This is a genomic window from Paenibacillus naphthalenovorans (genome assembly GCF_900099895.1).
Classification (GTDB): domain Bacteria; phylum Bacillota; class Bacilli; order Paenibacillales; family NBRC-103111; genus Paenibacillus_G; species Paenibacillus_G naphthalenovorans.
In genome coordinates this window covers 22,006-45,326 of record NZ_FNDY01000011.1, presented here as the reverse complement: position 1 = coordinate 45,326, position 23,321 = coordinate 22,006, and the positions used below count along the sequence as shown (strand labels likewise).

Genomic DNA, 23,321 nt, shown 5'->3' with positions numbered 1-23,321 from the left:
AGCTTTGACAAACCGAGGGATAGCCGGATCCATCCGGGAGAAGCCCGAGCGCAGCGTATTTGTCTTATCAAGCCGCTATATGCCCGGGGTTGGTTGGATGGTTCCGATTTCCGTTAAATTACCGTTAAGGGGGATGTTCCATTACAAAGCCGCCGCTATCGATATCCAACATAAAGGGGGTCTTTATGAACAACATGAACAAGCGTGAACGACTGAAACAGAAAATTGAATCCCATCTTCGGCACACGGCAAGACAGCTGGTGAAGTTCGATACCTTGGAGGAAACGCTGAATTACTTGATGGATTCGTTTTGGATGGAGTTTACATGCGACTTTGTAGCGATTCTCTTGAAATCAGACCACCTTCTTGTGCCGAAAGCCTGGAAAGGGGAGACACGGCAGGTGGAGACGGCGCTTTATTTTCAAGTCCCTTCGGAATCGAAGCTGTTGCAGGAAGCCTTATGGGGGCCCAACGGCAGTATCGGGGAGGGGGAAGAAGAATTTCACATGGCGCTGGAGGCGGAAAATCTCTCCACCTGGTTTACGGTACCGCTGAAAGAGCGGGAAAAAACGTTTGGACTCTGTATCATCGGTTTTCGCAATTTTGTTCCGCTGATTCTGGAAGCTGAAACGTATTTCGTGGAATTCGGCAGGGACGTGGCGGTTGCGATCGATTTGGCTAAAGAGAAAGAACGGCAAAAACGGAAAATCAAAGGGATGGAATGGCTGAGGGAAAATATTTTCCCCGGTTCATCGATTGAGCAAATGGTTGAAAAAATTGTGGACCGCGCCGTAAAGGGGACGATGGCTCAATCCGCCTGCGTTTATTTATATGACGATCAACATTTCCGTTTTACTTATCAGCCTCCAAGCTTTGGTTTGGAAACCTTCCGGGAACATCTCATAATGGACGAAAACAGCACGATCATGACCCTTTTCCCTTATCTCGAACTGGCAGGCGGCACCGAACTGACCGTGCCCCTGGTCGTGAATTTGAAAACGATCGGCGTGCTGCACGTCAGCGGCAAAGAGAATGGATATTTTACGGAAGAAGATTTGGATCTGCTGGAGTTTTTGTCTTTACACGTATCGACCTTGATTGAGAACGCCCGGCTTTATCAAAATGAGATCGAAAGCCGATCCAGACTGCAGCGCATTATGTACCATCAGCAAGAGCTGATGAAAAAAGCGATTGAAGAGGAATCGTTAGGCCAGATGACCAAAACCGTGAACTCCCTGTTCGGCTGCTCCATCCTGCTGCTGGATCGCTTTATCCGCCCGATTTCCCACTGTTTCCTTCACGGGGAAGAAGACATGCTGAATCCCATCCTGCAAGCAGTGAAAGAACATGAAATGAAGATTGCTACACTGCGTTCGAAAGAGCTCTGGCTTGCTCTGCCGGGAAATGAGGAGCCGACTTTGGGAATTTGGCCGGTTACAGGCGTCGGACAATCGCTTGGCTATTTCGTTGTGATTTCCCGGCCGGAATTGTGGGATTCCGTGAATCGGTTGACCATTAACAACGCGATAAGCCTGTTTGCCAATGAATTCATTAAACAAAAGCTGGTCCTGGACGCTAAGGAACAGGTGAAAGAGAGCTTCATCAACCAATTGTTTTCACATCAGGTCGAGGACCTGAATCAGATCGTTCAATATGCAAGTCTCACCCATTGGAATATTATGGATCCCCACAGAGTCGCCGTGCTGTCCATGACTTTGCCGGAGAAGCAGGGGGATCATCTGCACCTGATTGACCGCGAAGAAACCAAATCAAAGCTTTGGGACCAAATCAAATTCAAAATCAGTTCGGAATATACGAATATGATGACGTCTCGCAAAGGGGATGAATTTATCCTCATCAGTCCTCTTACGAACGAAACAAAGGGAACCGAGCCTTATTGGAAGAGGGTATTCGGCAGCCTGAAAAAGATCACCCATTCGGTCAATCCGTCCATTCAAATCTATATCGGCGTCGGAGGCAAAACCAACCGAATTGAAGATTATAACGATTCATACAAACAGGCGGTGCAAACGAATAACTTGGTTCGACATCGCTTTGTCAAGACAGGGGTTGCCCTGTTCGAGGAGCTTGAGTCCTATACCATGCTTCACCAGATCAACGATATGTCATCCATTCGGTTGTTTGTAAAGAAAAAATTGTCACCCTTGCTGCATTTTGACGGAAACGGGGCAGACCTCTTTCATACCCTGCGCGTCTATTTGGAACGTAACGGAAATATCAAAGAAACGTCGGACGCTCTGTTTATCCACCGAAGTACACTGCTCTACAGACTTGATAAAATCCGGGATTTGCTGCAGATCGATTTAAACGATTCGGATCAGCGTTTCAATCTCATGCTGGCCTATAAGCTATTCGACCTTCATCGATTCACTCTTCCGCAAATTCGATGAAAATGACGCCCGGTTTTCCTACAAAATGAAGATACACAATGAGCCTCCATACCCTTATGATTTCAGTAAGCGGTTACATTAGATTTCAAGCAGACGCAGGAGGCTGATAGGATGAACATTCAACGGATCGGTGTAGTGGGATCGGGGACAATGGGAGGCGCCATTGCCCATTTGGCCGCGCTTTCCGGTTTCCAAGTCATTTTATGCGACGTGGCGGACGCGTTCTTGAACAAAGCGAGGCAACGCATGGAGACGCTGATGGATAAATCCGTCGAGAAAGGGAAGATGACAGCAGACCAAAAAGCGGAGGTGCTGTCCCGTATCGTATTTACGACGCGATTGGAAGATTTGAAACCGGTACAAGTCGTTATCGAGGCGATTATTGAAAACCTGGAGGCAAAGAAGGAATTGTTTCACCAACTCGACGAACTGCTGCCGCCAGACGTGCTTATCGCTTCCAACACCTCTTCGATGTCCGTCACGGTCCTGGCCGAAGCGACCAAACGCCAGCACCTTGTGGCGGGGATGCACTTTTTCAATCCCCCTCAGGTGATGAAGCTGGTAGAGGTGGTACGCGGCTTCAAGACGGGCGACGATACCGTTCGGCAATTGAAGGAATTAGCGATTCGATTCGGAAAGGACCCGATCGAGGTCAAGAAAGACAGCCCGGGCTTTATCGTCAACCGGGTCATGATTCCTCAGTTTATCGAGGCCATTCGTCTAGTGGAAGAAGGGGTGGCGTCGCCCGAAGACGTGGATAAAGCGATTGTGCTCGGCTTGAACTATCCCATGGGGCCATTTACGCTCCAGGACTTCGCAGGCGTCGATATCGGCCTGAACGTCATGGATTATTTTTATGAGGAATTTAAGGATGACCGTTTTGCAGCGCCTTTATCCTTACGCCGATTGGTGCGCGCCGGACGGTTAGGAAAGAAGACGGGGGCGGGATGGTATGATTACAACAAATAAGCAGGGACGTGAACCGGACATGACCTATGAAACGATAGAACTGGCTGTAAAAGAAAACATCGCGATCGTTTACTTGAATCGCCCTCCGTACAACCCTCTAAACGGACAATTATTCCGTGAGCTGTCGCATCTGTTCGATCGTCTGGAGCAGGATACGGACATCAAAGCCGTTATTATTACCGGTACAGGAGACAGGGCATTCGCTGCCGGCGCGGACATTAAGGATATGATGGACCTGAACGCCAACGAAGTGCTGCAATTTTGCCAGGTGTCCCGGCTCACATTCTTCAAGATCGAATCTCTGTCCAAACCGGTCATTGCGGCGATCAACGGTCTGGCGCTCGGCGGCGGCTGCGAATTGGCACTCACCTGTGATATAAGACTGGTTTCAGAGCATTCCAAATTCGGATTGCCGGAGATTAATCTTGGCATAATTCCCGGCGGGGGCGGAACACAAAGGCTCCAAAGGCTGATTGGTCAGGCAAAAGCCAAGGAACTGCTCTATTTCGGCGAGATGATCGATGCGGCTAAAGCGTTGGAGATCGGACTGGCGAATCGGGTGGTTCCACTTGCGGAATTGCTCCCGGAAGCCGTGGCGCTTGCGAAAAAGCTTGCGGAAAAGCCTGTGGTGGCGATGCGGATGATGAAAACGGCGGTGAACGCGGGATATCATGCGGACCTCCAGACAGCACTGGATTTGGAAATGGCATGCTTCGGGAACGCATACGCCAGTGAGGACCGCAGGGAAGGCATGCAATCCTTTGTAGAGAAACGCAAAGCTCAATTCTCAGGACGTTAGGAGGAGAAGTGATGGCAAAACGCGAGGTTTATCTCATCGAAGGCGCGCGAACCGCCTTCGGTGAATTCGGGGGTTCCTTCAAGGACGTCACGGCTATTGATCTGGCCGCGGCATGCGCCCGTAAAGCGATGGAAAAATCTAATGTATCGCCGGAGGAAATCGATCAGGTCGTGATCGGCAATGTCATTCAATCCAGCCCGGATGCCGTTTATACGGGAAGACATGTCGGCTTAAAGTCGGGTGTCCCCAAGCATGTTCCGGGGCTTACGGTGAACCGCCTCTGCGGTTCCGGCCTGCAGGCGATCATCAGTGCGGCCCAATCGATTCTGTTGGGAGAGGCCGATTTGGCGCTTGCCGGCGGCGCGGAAAATATGAGCCAGGTGCCGCATGTGATTCGGGGCGCCAGATGGGGTATTCCGCTTGGCAAAGCTCCCATGGAGGATTATTTGTGGGAGACGCTTTACGATCCTTATGGAGATTGCACGATGGCGACCACTGCAGAAAACCTGGCCGTTAAATACGGGATTACCAGAGAGCAAGCGGACGCTTACTCCGTCCGGAGTCAGCAGCGAGCGCTGAAGGCTATAGAAACAGGCATTTTTTCGGAAGAAATCGTTCCTTATACGGTAAAAGGGAGAAAAGGCGATATCCTTGTTGACCGGGATGAGCATCCTCGATCGACAACGATGGAAGCCCTCTCCAGGCTTCCCTCCCGATTTACGATAGACGGCGTCGTCACGGCCGGCAACGCAAGCGGCATGAATGATGGCGCGGCCGTAACGGTCATCGCTTCGGAGGAGTCGGTGATCCGGCGCGGCTTAAAACCTCTCGCGCGATTGGTGGCGTGGGGCATTGTAGGCGTGGAGCCGGCCATGATGGGCATCGGACCCGCCGACGCCATTCGCCAGGCATTGCAAAGAGCGGGAATGACCCTTCAGCAGTTGGATTTGATTGAAATTAACGAAGCGTTCGCAGCTCAATATCTCGCCTGCCGGCAGGAGCTCGATTTTGATCCCGAGAAAGGCAACGTGAATGGCGGCGCCGTTGCGTTAGGCCATCCGCTCGGAGCCAGCGGTGCCCGAATCACGCTGTCCTTACTTTACGAACTGCGCCGCAGAAACCAAAGATTCGGCGTTTCCTCCTTATGCATCGGCGGCGGCCAAGGGATCGCAGCGATCTGGGAGCGAGTCTGAACCGGATGCAGGGATGGGATCATAAAAAGTCTCAAGGGGTGAATCATCAATGTATCAAGACTGCTATGGACTTACCGTTACAGAGTTATTTGAAAGGGCTTACAAGATAAATCCTTCCAAAGAAGTGATTTATGATCGCAGCCGAAGGCTGACCTATCAAGAGCTTCGTGAAGAATCGATACAGCTGGCTGCTTCGCTGCAGGATCTTCAAGTGGAGAAGGGGGACCGGGTGGCGGTTTGTTTGCCGAACTGGCACGAGTTTGTCGTGATCTACCTGGCTCTTTCACATCTTGGTGCGATCCTGATTCCATTCAATACACGGTATCGGCAGGAAGAAGTGGAATATATCTTGTCCAATAGCGGCGCGAAGCTGGTTTTCTGTACCGAAGAGTTCGGCGGCGTCCCTCATTATGAGCAATTCTCCACCTTGTTGAAGTCATCGAAGACGCTTCAGCAGATGATATCGGTCAGGTTCGAACGGCCTGGAATGCTTTCTTATCATCAGCTGCTGGAACGAGGAAAGCATCTGCCTCTTACTTTTGCAGCGATCGACCGGCGGGAGGATGTCTTCGGGATTCTATATACCTCCGGAACCACCGGCAGGCCGAAGGGTGTCATGCTTACTCATGCGAACGTTGTGCATACGGCCGCCATCACCGCGGAATCGATGCGCTGTACACCGGATGACGTTATGCTGGTGGCGGTTCCCGTCTTTCATGTGTTCGGTATTACGCCAAGCATTCTTACCAATTTCGCCTGCGGCGGAAAGATGGTGCTTGTGGACGTATTCAAGCCGAAAGATGTGCTGGAATTGATACAAAACGAGGGAATTACCATACACCACGGCGTTCCGACGATGTTTATCCTCGAACTGAACCATCCGGCGTTTTCCGTTTATGACCTTTCCTCCCTGCGCACAGGCATTATTGCCGCAGCCCCATGCCCGGTAGAAGTCGTCAAACGGATTCGATCGGACATGGGATGCGATATCGTGGTGGCATACGGGCTGACGGAAACCTCGCCGACGCTGACCATCACGGATTTCAACGATGATGATCGGATCAGGTCCGAGACGGTCGGAAAAGTGCTGCCGGGAGCGGAGGTGAAAATCGTCAATGGACAAAGGGAACCGGTTGCCTTCGGAGAGGTCGGTGAATTAGCCTGCCGTGGATTCGGGGTGATGAAAGGGTATTATCAAATGCCTCAGGAAACCAAGGCGGTGATTGACGATGAGGGGTGGTTATACACGGGAGATTTGGCCACGATCGATAAGGACGGGTACATCCGCATTGTAGGACGAAGCAAGGAAATGATCATTCGAGGAGGATACAACATTTATCCAAGGGAGATCGAGGAGGTGCTATACAAGCACCCGGAGGTTCTGGAAGCGGCGGTCGTCGGACTTCCCGATTCGGTCCTGGGGGAGATCACCTGCTCCGCAGTCCGGTTGAAAAGCGGCGCGAAGGTAGAAGCCGAAGAATTGAAGCAATTTATTCGTGAGCGGCTGGCGGATTATAAAACGCCCGACAAAATCGTTTTTATGCATGATTTTCCCATGACGCCAAGCGGAAAAATCAAAAAAATGGATTTGCAACAGCAATTGAAAATCGAATTGGAGGGTCAGTTGAGATGAAGAAGATGAAAAGACGGCTGTGGACTTCACTCATGGCTTTGACTCTATGGATTGCAACGGTCGGCTGCTCCTCTGCATCTTCGATTCCGGAGAATACGGCTGCTCCAGCAACCCCATCGGAGGGATCGGCGCAAACCATCAAAATCGGTGTCATCGTTTCCGAGACGGGACCTGCTTCCTCTTTGGGCAAACCTGAAGCTGAAACGGCAAGACTGCTTAAGAAACAGATCGAAGGGCAGTTGTTCAACGGTAAAAAAGTGGAATTGATCATCAGCGATAATGAAACGAACGATACCAACGCGGTCGTTATCGCAAAAAAAATGGTATCGCAGGATAAAGTCATCGCCATCGTCGGAGGGACGCAAACCAGCACGAGCGTAGCCATCAGCGAAGTGGCGAAGGAAAACAAATTGCCGCTGATTGCCTTGGCGCCTTTATCCAAGGAGGTGCTTGGCGAGTATGTATTCCAGGTCACGCAAAGCAACGCTACCGTGCTGCAAACGATCATTGATTATCTAAAATCCAACAACATCACTAGCGTTGCTTGGACGAATGCACGCGATGCCTTCGGCCAAAGCGGTCTGCCGATTTTCAAGGAGCTGGCGAAGGCGAATCACATCGAGATTGTCGCGGTGGAGGATTTCGACGGGGCAGCCACCGATATGACCGTACAGCTGACCAAAATTAAACCGAAAAAACCCGGCGCCGTCATCGTATGGTCTCGTCCACCGGGGGCGGGCATCATCGCCAAAAATTTCAACCAGCTCGGGTTTGACGTGCCGATGATTCAAAGCCACGCGGTAAGCAATGAAGGCTTCCTGAAGCAGATCGGAGCCGAGGGGGAAGGGGTGTTGGCGATCGGAAGCAAAATGAATATTCTGGATGCCCTTCCGGATTCGGAACAAAAACAACTGTTAATGAAGTTTAATGATGAATTCCAAAAAGAATACGGTACCTCCCCGGGGCCGTTCGGAGGGTATATGTACGATGGAATCCATCTGGTGCTCAAGGCCATCTCCAATGGCCATGAAAGTCCGCAGGCCATTCGCGATTACATTGAGAGCGGTCTTGGAAAGCACCTAGGTGTCACGGGAACGTTCGAATTCAGCGCGGATGTTCATGACGCGGCGGCAGGCGACGGGCTGGCGCTGCTGCGGGTAGCGAAGCAGGGCTGGGAACCGGCCAGATAATGTTGCGGTTTACCCGGAGGGATAAAGGCACATAGGATATCGTTTCCGGTCAGTGCGATGTGTCTATATCTCATATAGAAGAGAGGGGACAAAATGGATACGATCAGCCAAGTTATGCAATATCTCATTACGGGCCTCACGACGGGGAGCATCTATGCGCTTATCGCCGTCGGTTACGTTACCATCTATAATGTAACCGGCGTGATTAACTTTGCGCAAGGAGAGTTTACGATGCTTGGAGCTCTTCTATGCGTATCCTTCGTTCAATCGGGGGTTCCGCTGGTTTTCAGTATCATACTGGCCATTGTTCTTACGGCCTGTTTCGGTTTCTTCATGGAGAGAACGACGGTCTATCCGGTCAGAAATGCGAATTTTGTAACGTTGATCATTATTACGATTGGCGTATCGATCGTGCTCAGGGGGGCAGGTCTGCTGATTTGGGGAAACACGCCGTTAAGCCTCCCGCCGTTTTCCGACAGCTCGCCGGTTATGATCCTGGGCGCCGTCCTGATTCCGCAAAGCATCTGGGTGTTTGCGACACTGGTGCTGCTGCTGGGTATGCTGTATTTATTTTTTGAAAAAACGGTGCTCGGCACGGCGTTGAAGGCATGCGTCATCAACCCCAAGGCCGCGCAGCTAATGGGAATCAATACCCGATCGATGTCAGCTTTTGCGTTTACGGCCAGCGCTGCGGTCGGCGCTGTGGCCGGCATCGTGGTGACTCCGATCACAGGAGCCATTTACGATATGGGCCTCTTGCTCGGCCTAAAGGGCTTTATGGCCATGGTCATCGGCGGGATGAACAACATATCCGGCGCCGTCTTTGCCGGTTTTTTGATTGGCGTGATCGAGGCGTTCAGCGGAGGGTACATTTCTACTTCCTACAGCGATGCGATCAGCTTTGCTTTCCTGCTGCTGGTCTTGTTCATTTCACCGAACGGCATGATGAGTAAAGCAACCGGAAAACGGGTCTAAAGAAAGGGGGAGTCTTGTGAAGAAGCAAACGCTGTATGCCAGCCGGCTCAAGCCGCTTTTCATCCTGATGGCGCTCATCGTGCTTGCGCCGGTCCTTTTTCATTCTCCTTATTATTTGACGGTATTGGTGCTGATCGGGATTTACAGCATCATTACGCTGGGATTAAGTCTGCTGATGGGATATGCGGGTCAAATCTCGCTTGGGCATGCGGCCTTCTTTGGAATCGGAGCGTATACCTCGGGCATCCTGACCGTTAAGTACGGGGTTGCGCCGCTTGCGGCGATGTTGGCCGGGATTCTGTTGACGGGTTTGATTGCTTTTGCAGTCGGCATTCCAACGCTGAAGCTGAAGGAGCATTTTCTGGCGCTGGCGACCATCGGTTTTAACATTATCGTATACATCGTCATTTTAGGCATGTACGACCTGACCGGCGGGGCATCGGGTTTAACCGGGATTCCGAAATTTTCGGTATTCGGCTTCGACATTCGCGGGGAATGGAATTATTACTTTCTCGTATGGGGGATTGTGCTTCTCCTGGCATCGTTTTGCATTAATCTAGTGCAATCCCATATCGGCAGGGTGCTTCGGGGGATTCACGACAGCGAGATCGCGACGCTCACGCAGGGAATAGATGTATTGAAATATAAGCTGCAAATTTTTGTGTTAAGCGCGGTTTTTGCTTCTGCAGCCGGAAGCTTGTACGCCCATTTTATGAATTTTCTCGCACCGGGAACATTTTACGTGCTGGCATCGATCCAACTGCTGATCATGGTCGTTGTCGGAGGGGCTCAACCGATTTGGGGCGCGATCCTTGGCGCTTTCGTGATGACGGTGCTGGCGGAAGGCGTGCGCCATTATGTCCCGATGGTAATGGATGTCGGCGGAGAAATTGAAATTATCACTTACGGTCTTCTGTTGGTTCTCGTCATGATGTTTATGCCCAAAGGCTTGCTGCCGATGATCGGCGCAATACAGGAACGCTTCCGCCGCAGGAAGCTCCCGGAAGGAGGCGGACCGCATGGACAGCGCACTGTTGGAAGTTAAGCAATTAACCAAACGTTTCGGCGGCATTGTAGCGGTGGACGGTGTTTCTTTCAAAGTTCGAAAAGGGGAGATCGTAGCGGTTATCGGTCCGAACGGAGCGGGCAAAACGACGCTGTTTAACATGATTTCCTCTATTCTGGAGCCAAGCGAGGGTGAGGTCTGGTTCAAGGGAGAGAAATTAACCGGAACGCAGGTTCACCGGCTGACTGCGAAGGGGATCACGAGGACCTTCCAAAATCTTCAAATTTTCGAGTCCATGACGGTGCTGGAAAATGTCATGCTCGGTACGCATACAAAGCTCAAAACGACGATCTTCAATGCCGGCTTTCGGCTGCCGGTGGTGAAAGAAGACGACGAAACCGCGGCTTCTTTAGCGCTTCAGGCATTGGAATCGGTTGGCTTACAGGACAAACAGGCGGAGATTGCCGGCAACCTGCCTTACGGTTTGCGCAAGCTGCTGGAGTTGGCCAGGGCGATTGTGCTGAAGGCGGATCTGATCCTGCTCGACGAACCGATGGCGGGCTTAAATGACGGGGAAAGCCACCGGCTCGCTTCGTTCCTGCTGGAGATGAAAAATAAGGGGCACTCTTTTCTTTTTGTCGAGCACGACATGGCCGCCGTCATGAAAATTGCGGATCGCATCGTCGTTATCGATTTCGGGGTCAAGATTGCCGAGGGGTCCCCCGAGCAAATAAGAAACCATCCTAAGGTGATCGACGCCTACTTAGGGAAGGAGTTGGAATGATGCTGCAGGCCAACGGCATTACCGCTTACCACGGCCGCATCCGCGCGCTGCATCAGGTCAGCCTGTCCGTCCATCCGGGCGAGATGGTATCCATCATCGGAGCGAATGGCGCAGGGAAGAGCACGCTGCTTGGGGTTCTTGCGGGCTTATATAAGCCGGCGCAAGGAGAGATTCTCCTGGGGAAAGATCGGATCGAGCATCTGCCGGCGCATCAGGTCGTCCGCAAAGGGATCAGCCTTGTGCCCGAAGGAAGGCAGGTGTTTACGAGCTTGAGCGTCAGAGAAAATCTGATTCTTGGCATGTATCACAAATATAAGCGAGAGAAGCACACGGTGGAGTCGAAGCTGGAAGCGATGCTGGAGATGTTCCCCGGTTTGAAGAAGCACTATAAGTCAGCGGCCGGCAATATGAGCGGCGGGGAGCAGCAAATGCTGGCCATCGCCCGAGGGCTGATGGCGGATCCGAAAATTATTTTGCTCGATGAGCCTTCTATGGGACTTGCACCTTTCATTGTGAAGGAGATCCTTGTCATTTTGCAGCGCATCAGGGACGACCTCGGGACGATGGTCATTTTGGTGGAGCAGAATGTAAAAGCCGCCTTGAAGGTGGCGGACCGGGTGTATGTGATGGATCGGGGAACCTTCGTACTGGAAGGCAAACCGTCTGATCTGTTGTACGATCCGATGGTTCAAAAGACATATCTTGGTACAGTTCACGAAACCAAAGGAGCGGTAAATGCATGAGTGATGTACAGACGAAGGTGAAAGGGATGTTCTTCCTATCCGATGAACAGGAAGCGATTCAATCGCTTGCGCGAGAGTTCGCCTCGCAGGAGATTGCGCCTCGCGCAAGACACTATGATGAAACGGAAAGCTTCCCTGCGGAAATCATGAAGAAGCTTTACGAGACCGGCCTGTCTAATCTGGCGATCCCCGAAGCGTATGGCGGTGCGGGGATCGATAAGATATCCCATGCGTTAATCATGGAGGAAATCGCGAAAGCATGTGCCGGTGTTGCGACCAGCCTGGATGCGAATTCGTTGGCCTCCTATCCGATTCTGGTGGGAGGAACGGAGGAGCAAAAGCGCGTTTATTTGCGTCGTCTGACGGAAGAAGGACAGTATGCGGCTTTCGCGCTGACGGAGCCTGCCGCCGGCAGCGATGTAAGCTCGCTGCGAACGACAACAGAACGAATCGGCGACGATTACGTGTTGAATGGGGAAAAGTGCTTTATCACCAACGCCAGCGTAGCGAATTTTTATGTCGTGCTCGCCAAGCTGAAAGGCGAAACTGGATCAAGAGCGTTTACCGCGTTTATCGTCGAACGGGACGCTGAAGGTGTTTCTGTGGGAGAGAAAGAGAAAAAGCTTGGACTTCGTGCATCCGATACGGCATCCGTTCTATTCGAAGACGTGAAGATTCCGTCGGCCCAACGTCTGGGCGCTGAAGGGGAGGGCTTTAAAATATTCATGAAGGCTCTGATGTATGCCAGACCGATGGTCGGCTCGCAGGCGGTCGGAATCGCCCAAGGCGCTTATGAAGCCGCTGTGCAATATGCAAAAGAGCGAAAGCAGTTCGGGAAGCCGATCACCGATCTGCAAGCCATTCAATTTATGCTGGCTGACATGGCGATGAATATTGAAGCGTCCCGCTTGCTGGTACAAAAAGCGGTGTTTCTGCTGCAGGAAGGCCGTCCTTCCGTCAGGCACGCCTCATTCGCCAAGTGCTTCGCTGCGGATACGGCCATGAAGGTAGCAACGGACGCCGTACAAATCTATGGTGGTTATGGCTTTATCCGCGAGTACCCGGTCGAGAAATATTTTCGGGATGCGAAGATTATGCAAATTTATGAAGGGACGAACCAAATTCAGCGTGTCGTTATCGCCAAAGAAATTTTATCCTGACAAGTGGAGAACGTTTGTCATTTCGGAGGGAGAAGTCCATGGACATAATTGTGATCATGAAGCAAACGATGGATACGGAAGAAAATGTGGTGCTGGTCGAAGGACGCATTCAGGAAGATGGAGTGCGTTTTATTATGAATCCCTACGACGAATATGCCGTGGAGGAAGCCGTACGATTGCGGGAGGCATTCGGAGGTACGGTTACCATCGTCTCTATCGGGCCGGATCGTGTGGAAGCTTCGATGAGAACGGCATTGGCGATGGGTGCGGATCAAGGTGTCCTTGTCGATGACGAGTCGCTGTTCGGCGACGAATGGACAACCTCGAAAGTCCTGGCGTCGGTGATCCGCAGCTGCCCGTTCGATCTCATTCTGACCGGGAATATGTCTGTCGACAACGGATCCGGTCAGACGGGACCCAGGGTCGCAGAAGAGCTCGATATCCCGCATGTCTCGTCTGTTACGAAGCTGACGGTGGAAGGCAGCCGGCTCACGGTGGAGCGGGATGCGGAAGGGGATACGGAGACCGTCGAGCTCTGCCTTCCGGCGCTTGTCACCGCGCAGCAGGGGCTGAATGAGCCGCGCTATCCTTCCTTGCCGGGGATTATGAAGGCGAAGAAGAAACCGATCAATCGGATCGGTGCGGCGGAACTTGGAGTGAACGTCGGGGAAGTCCAACCGAAAACAAGGGTAATCCATCAATACGTCCCCCCGAAGAGGGGCGCCTGTCAACTGCTAGCCGGCGATGCGCAGACCCAGGCGTCAGACTTGGTGCAGCTGCTTCGAAACGCTGCCAAAGTGATATAAGAGGAGGAAACGCGATGAGCAGAAACGTACTTGTTTTGGCGGAAATTCGGGACGGCGGCATTCGCAGCGTGACCTTCGAGGCGCTGGGCGCAGCAAGGCTGGCCGCGGAGGGCGGAACGGTAAACGTTGCTTTATTGGGAGCAGGAGTATCCGTGCACGAATCTGCATTGAGAGAACAGGGCGCTGACCGTATATATAAGGTGGAGCACGAGGCATTGCGGCATTATACTCCGGATGCGTACACCCAGGCGTTCGCGGCGTTATTAAAAGAGACGGCACCGGATTGCGTCTTTATGGGGCATACGGCGACCGGCAAAGATTTGGCTCCCCGTGTTGCCGCTAAATTTGAATGGGGATTGATCTCCGACGTCACAGATATTGCGCTCGTGGACGGCGAATTGGTCTTTACCCGTCCGATCTACGCAGGTAAAGCGTTCCAGAAGAAAAAAACGACGGAGGCCGTCGTCTTCGCCACCATTCGTCCAAACAACATTCAGGTCGGCAAACCGGATGCATCCCGTATTTCGGAAACGGTGGATTTCAAGGTGGAATTCACGGATCTTCGCTCTACCGTGCGGCATGTGGTTCGTCAATCGCTCGGGAGGGTGGATCTGGCCGAGGCCAAAATTATCGTCTCCGGAGGAAGAGGAGTGAAGAGTGTCGACGGATTCAAGCCGCTGGAGGAATTGGCCGACGTGCTCGGCGCTGCCGTAGGGGCCTCGCGCGGGGCGTGCGATGCGGGTTATTGCGATTATGCTTTGCAAATCGGGCAAACGGGTAAAGTGGTTACGCCGGATTTATATATCGCTTGCGGCATATCGGGTGCGATCCAGCATGTTGCCGGTATGTCCAACGCCAAGATCATTGTCGCCATTAATAAGGATCCGGAAGCGCCGATTTTTAAAATTGCCGATTACGGCATCGTCGGAGATCTTTTCGAGATCGTACCTTTATTGTCGAACGAATTTAGAAGCGCATTGATAACGTCGTAACAGGAGGTTTCCACATGTGGCCGCTGCTGAATTTCGCTGCTTTTATCGCCGTTTCGGGGTTTGCGGTCTATTGGTTCGCAGCCGTGGTGTACAGCCGCATAACTTATATTCGACTGGGCAAGCCCCACGAATTAAAGCAGGACCTGGACGTACGCATTCGTGAATTTTTAATCCAAGTATTCGGTCAGAAGAAATTGCTGAAAGACAAAAAGAGCGGCATGATGCATATGGTGATGTTTTACGGGTTCATTATTTTGCAGTTCGGCGCAGTTGAGCTGATCGTAAAAGGGTTTATCAAAGGGTTCGAGCTGCCGCTTGGAGCGGCACACCCTTATTTCAGTTTAACTCAAGAGGTGACAACCTTCTTGGTTTTATTGGCCGTGGCATATGCCTTCTACCGGAGATATGTCGAGAAGCTTTCCCGGCTTAAACGAGGGCTGAAGTCGGGGGTCGTCATTTTATTCCTTGCCGTGCTGATGAGCTCGATCTTGCTGTCGCTGGCGTTTGAGCGGCTTTGGTTAGGGGCAGACAGCAGCTTGTATGCGCCTTTCTCTTCTTTATTGGCCGCTTTGTTTACAGGACTGTCGGAAAGTCAGGCTGGCGCAGCTTTTTATATATTCTGGTGGGTTCATTTGCTTACGCTGCTGGCCTTCTTGGTCTATGTGCCGCAATCGAAGCACGCACATCTTTTGTTTGCGCCCGTAAACATTGCGCTACGTGAAACGAAACCTTACGGGAAACTGAGCTCGCTCCATTTGGAGGACGAGACCCAGGAATCCTTCGGTGCAGGCAAAGTGGAAGATTTCCGGCGCAATCAATTGATCGATTTGTATGCGTGCGTTGAATGCGGTCGCTGCACCCAGATGTGTCCGGCTTCGAACACGGGCAAGACGCTGTCTCCCATGGATCTCATTGTCAAGCTGCGCGATCACTTAACGGAGAAAGGGGCCGTAACCTCCCGTACTCCCTGGATGCCTTCGTTATCCTTTGCATCCGGCGCTGCGGCCGGGACCAGGCAAGCTGCGGATCAGCGTCCCGAAGAGAAAAGGTTAATCGGCGACGTGATTACGGAGGAGGAGCTGTGGGCGTGCACCACATGCCGCAATTGCGAGGACCAATGTCCTGTTTCTAACGAGCATGTGGAGAAAATCATCGACATGCGCCGTTATCTGGTATTGACTCAGGGAGACATGCCTCACGAAGCGGCACGGTACTTTCAACATATCGAGAGGCAAAGCAATCCGTGGGGGATCAGCCGCAAGGACCGGATCAAATGGCGTGAAGGGCGCGAGGATCTCGTGATCCCGACAGTGGAGGAAACAGACGATTTCGAGTACTTGTTCTTTGTCGGTTCGATGGGCTCGTTTGATATCCGCAGCCAAAACATCGCCCGATCCTTCGCCAAAATCTTGAACACGGCGGGCGTGAAGTTTGCGATACTCGGCAATGAAGAGAAAAATTCGGGCGATTCCGCGCGAAGAATGGGTAACGAAATGCTGTTCCAACAGCTTTGTCAAGAAAACATCGCAGCGTTTCAAGCCTATGGAGTAAAGAAAATCGTAACGATATGTCCGCATACGTACAACACGTTTAAAAACGAATATCCGGAGTTTGGTTTGGAGGCGGAGGTTTTCCATCATACGGAGCTGATCTGGAAACTCATCCAAGAAGGCCGCATAAGACCGGAGAAGGAAATGGAAGAGGCGGTGGCTTATCACGATTCATGCTACTTGGGCCGTTACAATGGAATCTTCGACATCCCGCGCCATATTCTCCAGGCGGTTCCCGGCGTGAAGCTTCTGGAGCTGGAACGGAACCGGGAAGACGCGATGTGCTGCGGCGCAGGGGGAGGAATGATGTGGCTGGAGGAATCGCAGGGCAAGCGCGTAAACGTCGAACGAACGGAGCAAGCGCTTCAGGCGCGTCCGACCGTCATAGGGAGCAATTGCCCCTATTGTTTAACCATGATGAGTGACGGCGTGAAAAGTAAAGGGTTGGAAATCCAGGTTCAAACCTTGGATATCGCAGAAATTGTAGAACGAGCGTTATTGTGAGTCTGTGATCGTCTGGTTATGCACGATTTTTATATTATGTTTTTAAGACGAACAGAAAAATAAAATGGAATCATTCGAAGTTTTGCATTACAATAGGAAATAGGGGTGGCAGAAAACCCAAAGGTGGTGGTAGAATGAGACGAAACCAGTTTCGTTTGCGTGTGAACTGGGGAGATACCGACAAGGCGGGCATTGTATATTATCCGAATTATTTTAAGTGGTTTGATATTGCAGCACACGAGTTTTTCCGGAGTATCGGTCTTTCTCCTTCGACTTTATCGGAGCGGGATGGCGTCATCCTGCCTCTGCTGGATGTCCGCTGCTCGTTTGAGAAACCGCTTTATTACGACGATATCATCACGGTGATGACCGAAGCAGCGGAGGTCCAACCCAAAACCATAAAGCTGACGCATCAAGTGTTTGCCCGCGGCGTTCGCACAGGTCATGGGTATGAATTGCGAGGATGGGTAAAGGAAGCAAATGGCAGCATCAAAGCAGTGGAAATTCCCGCAGCCTACCGTGCGGTTCTGGAAGAGGACCGGCCTTTTCCGCCGCTGAATGCGGATCCGTGGTTGTGCTCTTGAGGTGACAAGGATGATGGATGAATTGCTAAACAGGCATCAGCGCTTGCAGCAGCTCATGAAGCAGCGCGGAGTGGATGCCTTTGTGATTACCCATAATGTAGGACTCTATTATTTCGCAGGCTCCATGCAAACGGGATATTTGCTGATCCCTTCCGAGGGGGAAGCCACATTCTTTGTACGGAAAAGCGTATCCCGCGCCCGCAGCGAATATGCGGGAAGGGTGGAGCCGCTGGAGTCGTTGACCGAACTTCAATCCCGGTTGGAACAGGAGTGGCCCGACCTGTATCGCGGCAAGGAGCTTGTGTTTGCGACGGAGTTTGATGTGCTTCCCGTATCGTATTATCAGCGTTTGCAAAAAGCGCTGCCCGGCGTCAGATGGGTGGACGGCACAATGCTGACCCGCGAGACCAGAATGATCAAGACGCCTTACGAAATCCGCAAAATCAAGGAGTCTGCCATGGTGCTCCACACTGCGCTTGAGCGCTCCTTATCGTACATTCATGTCGGTATGTCGGAGCTTGAGATGATCAGCCGCATAGAGCATGATATGAGACAGCTGGGGCATATCGGCCTTATGCGGATGAGAGCGTATAATCAGCAGAATTCCTCCGGAATTATCGTGTCGGGAGCTTCTGCGGCATTTCCTACATCCTTTGACGGGCCTGCGGGAGGAGAAGGGCTAAGTGCAGCCTTTCCCTTCGGAGCAAGCCGCAGAACATTTGAAAAGAATGTTCCCATATTGATCGATGTTGGCTGCTGTATAGACGGGTATCATATTGACCAATCGAGAACCATAGTGTTCGGGGAATTGCCTGACGATTTGCAGTATGCTTATGATGCCGCCGAGCGAATCGCCAAACAGACTGAAACCAATATGCGGGCCGGAACCGTCTGCGAGCGGCTTTACCTGGATGCGGTAACGATGGCTGAAGCGGAAGGGCTGGTCGATCACTTCATGGGATTCAAGGCGGACAGGGCTAAATTTTTGGGACATGGCATCGGGCTTGAGCTTGATGAATTTCCCGTGCTGGCCGAGAAATTCACGTACCCGCTTCAACCCGGAATGGTGATTGCCGTTGAACCGAAATTTACTTTTCCCGGCCGTGGAGTCGTCGGCACCGAAGATACCTATCTGATTACGGAAACGGGATGCGAGCGAATCTCAATGACACCTCCCGGATTGATTAGAATGTAAACATTTCATATGTCAAAAGCAAAGTATAACGAAAAACGATGAGATCATGAGGATAATACCAGGGACTTGCTTGAAAACCACGATCATCGTCCAATTCTTGGAATATCCCGTTTTGTCAAAAGAGATCGAAGGGGTATAATTAAAGCTGGATTTCATATCAACCTTCTGTACGTAGACGGGTTAAATCATGAGGAGACAATGATCATGGGGAAACTTTCCCGGACGCAAACCGTTTTATTCATTATTTTTTTAGTTACTGTCTGGGGAGTGAATTGGCCGTTATCCAAATTTGCGTTGTTGTACACACCGCCGGTATTGTTCTCGGGACTCAGAACGTTGTTAGCGGGTCTTGTTCTGCTGCTGATTGCTTTGCCAAGATATAAAAAACTCCATTTCAAAGAAACCTGGCCGGTCTATTTGCTGTCCGCTTTGTTTAATGTCGTTTTGTATTACGGGCTGCAAACGATCGGGCTGAATTATCTGCCTGCCGGCCTGTTCTCTGCGCTTGTGTTCCTTCAACCTGTCCTTGTGGGCCTATTCTCATGGATGTGGTTGGGGGAAGCGATGTACGGCCTGAAAATGGCGGGCCTTGTTCTCGGTTTTTCCGGAGTGGGACTCATCAGTACGGGCGGTATATCCGGCCATATCTCCTTCACGGGCATTATGTTTGCCATGGGTTCTGCGCTCAGCTGGGCGATAGGGACCGTTTATGTGAAGAAAAAAGCTTCGGCCGTGGACCCGATCTGGCTGGTGACGCTCCAATTCATCACAGGCGGGCTCTTCATGACGGCTGCGGGCTTAAGTGTAGAGCGTTGGACCGATATTGTCTGGACACCTGCTTTTATTCTGACGCTTCTGTTTATTTCACTTTTTGTCATCGCGATAGGCTGGCTCGTATTCTTTAGACTCATTGACTCCGGTGAGGCAAGCAAAGTGTCTTCGTACACGTTTATGATACCTATCGTGGCCATTCTGGCCGGAAGCCTGTTTCTTCACGAGCCGATAACCTTGTCTCTTTTGGGCGGGGTTGTGCTGATTCTCGTCAGCATCTATTTTGTGAACAAGACACCGGGCAGGGTCAGGTTAAAGACCAAAAGCTGATAACCGTATCCGGAAGGGGCTGTCCCCAAGCATTGGCATGGCATGGAACATCCCGAATAGGAAAACGAAAGGACCTCAAATCCCGCTGAAGGCGGGGATGAGGTCCTTTTTTATATAACGTTAAGCAGGGCATAGGTGTGAGATGCTCCAATGTGCCTCGAATGTTTCAATTCGTTGAAAGATGGGTAAAAAATTAGAAAGGGGGGAATAGGGATGATTCGTTTTGAGAAAGTGAGAAAGGTCTATGAAGACGGATTTGTGGCTCTGAAAAACATTAATCTTGAATTCAAAGAGGGCGAATTAACCGTACTGATCGGTCCAAGCGGCTGCGGAAAGACCACATTGATGAAGCTGATCAACAGGCTGAATCATCCGAGTCAGGGAAAAGTATTGATCCGCAACAAGGACATTTCCGGCATTGACCCGATCCAATTGAGGCGAAGTATAGGCTATGTCATCCAAAGTATCGGTTTATTTCCACATATGACGATTGCGGCTAATGTGGGCGTCGTTCCCCGATTGCTTCATTGGGATAAAGACCGCATTGATCAGCGGGTGGATGAGCTTTTGCGCCTTGTTCATCTTGACCCTGATACCTACCGTAACCGATATCCTGCAGAGCTTAGCGGCGGACAGCAGCAGCGCATCGGAATCATTCGGGCGCTCGCCGCAAACCCCGAAATTATATTGCTCGATGAACCGTTCAGCGCGCTGGACCCGATCAGCCGTGAGCAGCTTCAGGATGAGCTCATCAGACTTCAGCAGGACTTCAAACATACCATCGTCTTTGTGACTCATGATATGGATGAAGCGCTTAAAATAGCCGACACCATTGTTCTGATGAAAGAGGGCGAGGTTGTGCAGACGGGACGGCCCGAACAAATTCTGCGGCATCCGGCCGATGATTTTGTCAGAAATTTCATCGGCAAGAAAAGGCTGCAAACCGGAACGGCCGATCAATTGCTTAAAGTAGACGATGTCATGACGGAGAATGCCGTAACCGCATATCCGACGCGCGGCTTGGCCGAAGCCATCAAGCTGATGGAAAAGCGGAAAGTCGATTCTTTGATTGTGGTAGACCGGAACAACGATTTACTCGGTTATGCTTCGATCTTCAGTGTGCTGGACATGTACCGGGAAGAATTCGCCACGTTGGCCGACGTCATGAGCCCTTTTGAGCATGTGGTGGAATCGGGTATGCCGGTAACAGCCGCCATTTCTCTTATGAACGAACACAGGCTGCCCTATGTGCCGGTGATCCGCAACGGACGTTTTGCCGGTCTTATTACCAAGGGAAGCCTTGTCCGGCATCTGGCCGAAGTGTACGCGCCGGCTGAATCAACGGAATCGGAGCTGCCTGAGGCTGCGATATCCGATATGCATTGGGAGCAATCCACTCAGGAGATGAGGGGCGGCGAGACGCTATGATCGCTCAATATTTTGAATTTGTCCTTAACCGTCAGGAAGATATTTTGCGGGCACTGCAGGAACACCTGGTGATCTCGGCTGTATCGGTGGCGCTCGGGGCTGCGGTGGCGATTCCCATTGGAATTTGGCTGGCCGCAAACAAGATTTCCTGGATAAACGGGATCATCTTCTCCATAGCCAATATATTGCAAACGATACCCAGTCTGGCCCTGCTGGCCATACTTATTCCACTGTTGGGAGTTGGCCGCACACCCGCCGTTTTTGCGCTGTTCCTGTATTCACTCATGCCGATTCTGCGTAATACCTATTCCGGTTTTCAATCTGTCGATCCGAATCTTCTGGAGGCTGCCAAAGGAATGGGTTACAACCGAAGGCAGATGTTAATCCAGATTCAACTGCCGCTTGCTTTTCCTTATATTATGTCAGGGATTCGGGTAACGACGGTCTACATTATCAGTTGGGCTACATTGGCGACACTGATCGGCGCCGGAGGGCTGGGGCAATTAATATTTGCCGGCATGGGGACCAACAAGAAAGAGCTTATTTTTACAGGTGCTGTTCTGGCGGTTATTTTGGCGTTGGTTGCGGACTTTTTCCTGAGCCTTGCAGAAAAGCGGGTTACTGCCAACACCCATACGGCAGCCCAGGGGGAAAACCAATGATCCGGCAGAAATTTGCTTCTTCGTTATGCCTAACCATCCTTGCCGTCTTCCTCATTTTTCCGCTTTCGGGATGCGGGAACGAAGACAGGATTATCATCGGCACTCAGACCTATTCGGAGCCCAAGATATTAGCGCAAATGCATAAGCTTATGATCGAGGACAGGGCTGGCCTCAAGGTCGATGTATTACCCGATCTGGCATCCAGCGGCGTTGTCACCCAGGCGTTAATAAACAACGATATCCAAATGGCCGTGCTGTATACGGGCATGATCTTTGATCGTTATTTTCCGGTTGAGCCCGACAAGGACCGCGAACGCGTGTTCCGGCAGGCCAAAGAAGGCTTTGACAAGTATTACGGCTTACATTGGTTTGATCCGTACGGCTTTGAGAACACGTATGCCTTTACCGTAAGGGAGGACGTAGCGGAACAAAACCGACTCGACACGATTTCCGACGTAGCGCCTATAGCCGCCAATATGTCCCTTGGTGTAGATACGACCTGGCTGGAGCGGGAAAGCGACGGTTATCCCGCATTTCGCAAGCATTACGGGATCACCTTCGGCAGAACGATTCCTATGGAAGTGGCGCTGGTTTACAAGGCGGTGGCGAATAAGAATGTGGATATCGTGCTGGCATATTCCACCGATCCCCGCATCAAGGAATACCATCTGAAATCACTTCAAGACGACAAGCAGTTTTTCCCTCCTTACGATGCGGCGCCGGTGATCCGTAACGATGTTCTCGCCAGGCATCCGGAGTTGAATGAAATCATGAGTCTGCTGGCGGGTAAGATAGATGTGCAAACGATGATCGAGTTGAATTATGAAGTCGACATCAATAAAAGAAACGAAAGAAAAGTAGCCGAAGAATATCTGAAAAAAGTTGGACTGCTGGACTAAAGACAAGAGGTGGTTGTATGGAGTTGTTTTTTCGCTATGTGGGGGAAAACTGGCTTTACCTCGTTGAACTCACTTATCAGCATATTCTGATGGTTGTATCGGGCTTGCTGTTAGCTTTGATGGTAGGAGTTCCTCTCGGTATACTTGCTGCAAGAGTCCCCAAGCTGGCCGGTGTCATTTTAGCCTCGGCTAATGTCGTGCAGGTTTTTCCAAGCCTGGCTATGCTGGTGCTGCTGATGATTGTATTCGGGCTCGGATTCAATACCGTGGTCATCGGATTGTTCCTGTACTCGCTGCTGCCGGTAATCCGCAATACGTATGTTGGACTGACCCAGGTGGACCCGGCGATTACCGAAGCCGGGCGGGGGGTAGGCATGAATCCCTTGCAGCTGCTGGTTCTTGTGCAGTTTCCCCTTGCTCTGCCATTTGTGTTTACGGGCATAAGGGTGGCAGCCGTCATCGCGATCGGCGTCGCAACGATCGCCCCGTTGATCGGGGGAGAAGGTCTTGGACGTGAAATTTATTCCGGCATCAATATGGATAATTCAGCCCGTCTCTACGCAGGAGCTATTCCGGCGGCCGCGCTTGCCCTGTTGGCCGATTTTCTTCTGGGTTACCTGCAGCGGCGGGTGGGCTGGCAAAGGAAGGCTGCTTCAAAGACGACCGCTTAAAAGACACGGAAAAGTCGTAGAAATACGGCTTTTTTTATTGCCTTTTTCAAGAAATTACGATACATT

Annotated in this window: 21 protein-coding genes; all 21 read left to right on the top strand. The window is 51.5% G+C overall.

Annotated elements, in window-relative coordinates:
• Nucleotides 1–185 precede the first annotated feature (185 nt).
• The gene (locus tag BLT35_RS12890; RefSeq protein WP_074728279.1) at nucleotides 186–2,411 is read left to right on the top strand and encodes a helix-turn-helix domain-containing protein; all 2,226 of its coding nucleotides are present in this window, start codon (nucleotides 186–188) and stop codon (nucleotides 2,409–2,411) included.
• A 111-nt stretch (nucleotides 2,412–2,522) separates the two neighbouring features.
• On the top strand, nucleotides 2,523–3,380 hold the full coding sequence (locus BLT35_RS12885; protein WP_074728276.1) for a 3-hydroxyacyl-CoA dehydrogenase family protein: 858 nt from the start codon (nucleotides 2,523–2,525) through the stop codon (nucleotides 3,378–3,380).
• 19 nt (nucleotides 3,381–3,399) lie between these two features.
• Entirely contained in the window at nucleotides 3,400–4,179 is a 780-nt protein-coding gene (locus BLT35_RS12880) for an enoyl-CoA hydratase/isomerase family protein (protein WP_074728393.1), read from the top strand.
• An 11-nt stretch (nucleotides 4,180–4,190) separates the two neighbouring features.
• The gene (locus BLT35_RS12875; RefSeq protein ID WP_062408173.1) at nucleotides 4,191–5,372 is read left to right on the top strand and encodes an acetyl-CoA C-acetyltransferase; all 1,182 of its coding nucleotides are present in this window, start codon (nucleotides 4,191–4,193) and stop codon (nucleotides 5,370–5,372) included.
• A 49-nt stretch (nucleotides 5,373–5,421) separates the two neighbouring features.
• On the top strand, nucleotides 5,422–7,005 hold the full coding sequence (locus BLT35_RS12870; RefSeq protein ID WP_074728274.1) for a long-chain-fatty-acid--CoA ligase: 1,584 nt from the start codon (nucleotides 5,422–5,424) through the stop codon (nucleotides 7,003–7,005).
• Nucleotides 7,002–8,195, top strand: a complete 1,194-nt coding sequence (locus BLT35_RS12865; RefSeq protein WP_062408178.1) for an ABC transporter substrate-binding protein — start codon at nucleotides 7,002–7,004, stop codon at nucleotides 8,193–8,195. The genes BLT35_RS12870 and BLT35_RS12865 overlap by 4 nt, the downstream gene beginning before the upstream one ends.
• A gap of 93 nt (nucleotides 8,196–8,288) precedes the next feature.
• On the top strand, nucleotides 8,289–9,170 hold the full coding sequence (locus BLT35_RS12860; RefSeq protein WP_062408179.1) for a branched-chain amino acid ABC transporter permease: 882 nt from the start codon (nucleotides 8,289–8,291) through the stop codon (nucleotides 9,168–9,170).
• A gap of 16 nt (nucleotides 9,171–9,186) precedes the next feature.
• Nucleotides 9,187–10,215, top strand: a complete 1,029-nt coding sequence (locus tag BLT35_RS12855) for a branched-chain amino acid ABC transporter permease (protein WP_074728272.1) — start codon at nucleotides 9,187–9,189, stop codon at nucleotides 10,213–10,215.
• Complete coding sequence (locus BLT35_RS12850) at nucleotides 10,190–10,960, top strand: ABC transporter ATP-binding protein (protein ID WP_074728270.1); 771 nt, start codon at nucleotides 10,190–10,192, stop codon at nucleotides 10,958–10,960. Before BLT35_RS12855 ends, BLT35_RS12850 begins: the two co-directional genes overlap by 26 nt.
• Nucleotides 10,957–11,703, top strand: coding sequence for an ABC transporter ATP-binding protein (locus BLT35_RS12845; RefSeq protein ID WP_306274216.1), 747 nt, complete (start codon nucleotides 10,957–10,959; stop codon nucleotides 11,701–11,703). Before BLT35_RS12850 ends, BLT35_RS12845 begins: the two co-directional genes overlap by 4 nt.
• Nucleotides 11,700–12,863, top strand: a complete 1,164-nt coding sequence (locus tag BLT35_RS12840; protein ID WP_269465278.1) for an acyl-CoA dehydrogenase family protein — start codon at nucleotides 11,700–11,702, stop codon at nucleotides 12,861–12,863. Before BLT35_RS12845 ends, BLT35_RS12840 begins: the two co-directional genes overlap by 4 nt.
• A 38-nt stretch (nucleotides 12,864–12,901) precedes the next feature.
• Nucleotides 12,902–13,669: an electron transfer flavoprotein subunit beta/FixA family protein gene (locus BLT35_RS12835; RefSeq protein WP_054817211.1), complete on the top strand. Its 768-nt coding sequence runs from the start codon at nucleotides 12,902–12,904 to the stop codon at nucleotides 13,667–13,669.
• A 14-nt stretch (nucleotides 13,670–13,683) separates the two neighbouring features.
• Nucleotides 13,684–14,661, top strand: a complete 978-nt coding sequence (locus BLT35_RS12830) for an electron transfer flavoprotein subunit alpha/FixB family protein (protein WP_074728268.1) — start codon at nucleotides 13,684–13,686, stop codon at nucleotides 14,659–14,661.
• Nucleotides 14,662–14,675: 14 nt separating this feature from the next.
• Complete coding sequence (locus tag BLT35_RS12825; RefSeq protein ID WP_074728266.1) at nucleotides 14,676–16,715, top strand: heterodisulfide reductase-related iron-sulfur binding cluster; 2,040 nt, start codon at nucleotides 14,676–14,678, stop codon at nucleotides 16,713–16,715.
• A gap of 134 nt (nucleotides 16,716–16,849) precedes the next feature.
• The gene (locus BLT35_RS12820) at nucleotides 16,850–17,299 is read left to right on the top strand and encodes an acyl-CoA thioesterase (RefSeq protein WP_062408187.1); all 450 of its coding nucleotides are present in this window, start codon (nucleotides 16,850–16,852) and stop codon (nucleotides 17,297–17,299) included.
• 10 nt (nucleotides 17,300–17,309) lie between these two features.
• A complete protein-coding gene (locus BLT35_RS12815; protein WP_367888792.1) occupies nucleotides 17,310–18,494 on the top strand; it encodes a M24 family metallopeptidase in 1,185 nt (394 codons plus the stop codon).
• A 204-nt stretch (nucleotides 18,495–18,698) separates the two neighbouring features.
• The gene (locus tag BLT35_RS12810; RefSeq protein WP_074728262.1) at nucleotides 18,699–19,595 is read left to right on the top strand and encodes a DMT family transporter; all 897 of its coding nucleotides are present in this window, start codon (nucleotides 18,699–18,701) and stop codon (nucleotides 19,593–19,595) included.
• 213 nt (nucleotides 19,596–19,808) lie between these two features.
• Nucleotides 19,809–21,023, top strand: coding sequence for a betaine/proline/choline family ABC transporter ATP-binding protein (locus tag BLT35_RS12805; protein WP_074728260.1), 1,215 nt, complete (start codon nucleotides 19,809–19,811; stop codon nucleotides 21,021–21,023).
• Entirely contained in the window at nucleotides 21,020–21,685 is a 666-nt protein-coding gene (locus tag BLT35_RS12800) for an ABC transporter permease (RefSeq protein WP_062408195.1), read from the top strand. Before BLT35_RS12805 ends, BLT35_RS12800 begins: the two co-directional genes overlap by 4 nt.
• Nucleotides 21,682–22,584 carry a glycine betaine ABC transporter substrate-binding protein gene (locus BLT35_RS12795; RefSeq protein WP_074728258.1) on the top strand — a complete coding sequence of 301 codons (903 nt, stop codon included), beginning with the start codon at nucleotides 21,682–21,684 and terminating at the stop codon, nucleotides 22,582–22,584. Before BLT35_RS12800 ends, BLT35_RS12795 begins: the two co-directional genes overlap by 4 nt.
• 17 nt (nucleotides 22,585–22,601) lie before the next feature.
• A complete protein-coding gene (locus BLT35_RS12790; protein WP_062408199.1) occupies nucleotides 22,602–23,255 on the top strand; it encodes an ABC transporter permease in 654 nt (217 codons plus the stop codon).
• The last annotated feature ends 66 nt before the right edge of the window (nucleotides 23,256–23,321 follow it).

Coding starts and splice junctions, on each gene's coding strand:
- BLT35_RS12890 (WP_074728279.1), top strand. CDS start 186: ATGAACAACATGAACAAGCGTGAACGACTGAAACAGAAAATTGAATCC.
- BLT35_RS12885 (WP_074728276.1), top strand. CDS start 2,523: ATGAACATTCAACGGATCGGTGTAGTGGGATCGGGGACAATGGGAGGC.
- BLT35_RS12880 (WP_074728393.1), top strand. CDS start 3,400: ATGACCTATGAAACGATAGAACTGGCTGTAAAAGAAAACATCGCGATC.
- BLT35_RS12875 (WP_062408173.1), top strand. CDS start 4,191: ATGGCAAAACGCGAGGTTTATCTCATCGAAGGCGCGCGAACCGCCTTC.
- BLT35_RS12870 (WP_074728274.1), top strand. CDS start 5,422: ATGTATCAAGACTGCTATGGACTTACCGTTACAGAGTTATTTGAAAGG.
- BLT35_RS12865 (WP_062408178.1), top strand. CDS start 7,002: ATGAAGAAGATGAAAAGACGGCTGTGGACTTCACTCATGGCTTTGACT.
- BLT35_RS12860 (WP_062408179.1), top strand. CDS start 8,289: ATGGATACGATCAGCCAAGTTATGCAATATCTCATTACGGGCCTCACG.
- BLT35_RS12850 (WP_074728270.1), top strand. CDS start 10,190: ATGGACAGCGCACTGTTGGAAGTTAAGCAATTAACCAAACGTTTCGGC.
- BLT35_RS12845 (WP_306274216.1), top strand. CDS start 10,957: ATGATGCTGCAGGCCAACGGCATTACCGCTTACCACGGCCGCATCCGC.
- BLT35_RS12840 (WP_269465278.1), top strand. CDS start 11,700: ATGAGTGATGTACAGACGAAGGTGAAAGGGATGTTCTTCCTATCCGAT.
- BLT35_RS12835 (WP_054817211.1), top strand. CDS start 12,902: ATGGACATAATTGTGATCATGAAGCAAACGATGGATACGGAAGAAAAT.
- BLT35_RS12830 (WP_074728268.1), top strand. CDS start 13,684: ATGAGCAGAAACGTACTTGTTTTGGCGGAAATTCGGGACGGCGGCATT.
- BLT35_RS12825 (WP_074728266.1), top strand. CDS start 14,676: ATGTGGCCGCTGCTGAATTTCGCTGCTTTTATCGCCGTTTCGGGGTTT.
- BLT35_RS12820 (WP_062408187.1), top strand. CDS start 16,850: ATGAGACGAAACCAGTTTCGTTTGCGTGTGAACTGGGGAGATACCGAC.
- BLT35_RS12815 (WP_367888792.1), top strand. CDS start 17,310: ATGATGGATGAATTGCTAAACAGGCATCAGCGCTTGCAGCAGCTCATG.
- BLT35_RS12810 (WP_074728262.1), top strand. CDS start 18,699: ATGGGGAAACTTTCCCGGACGCAAACCGTTTTATTCATTATTTTTTTA.
- BLT35_RS12805 (WP_074728260.1), top strand. CDS start 19,809: ATGATTCGTTTTGAGAAAGTGAGAAAGGTCTATGAAGACGGATTTGTG.
- BLT35_RS12800 (WP_062408195.1), top strand. CDS start 21,020: ATGATCGCTCAATATTTTGAATTTGTCCTTAACCGTCAGGAAGATATT.
- BLT35_RS12795 (WP_074728258.1), top strand. CDS start 21,682: ATGATCCGGCAGAAATTTGCTTCTTCGTTATGCCTAACCATCCTTGCC.
- BLT35_RS12790 (WP_062408199.1), top strand. CDS start 22,602: ATGGAGTTGTTTTTTCGCTATGTGGGGGAAAACTGGCTTTACCTCGTT.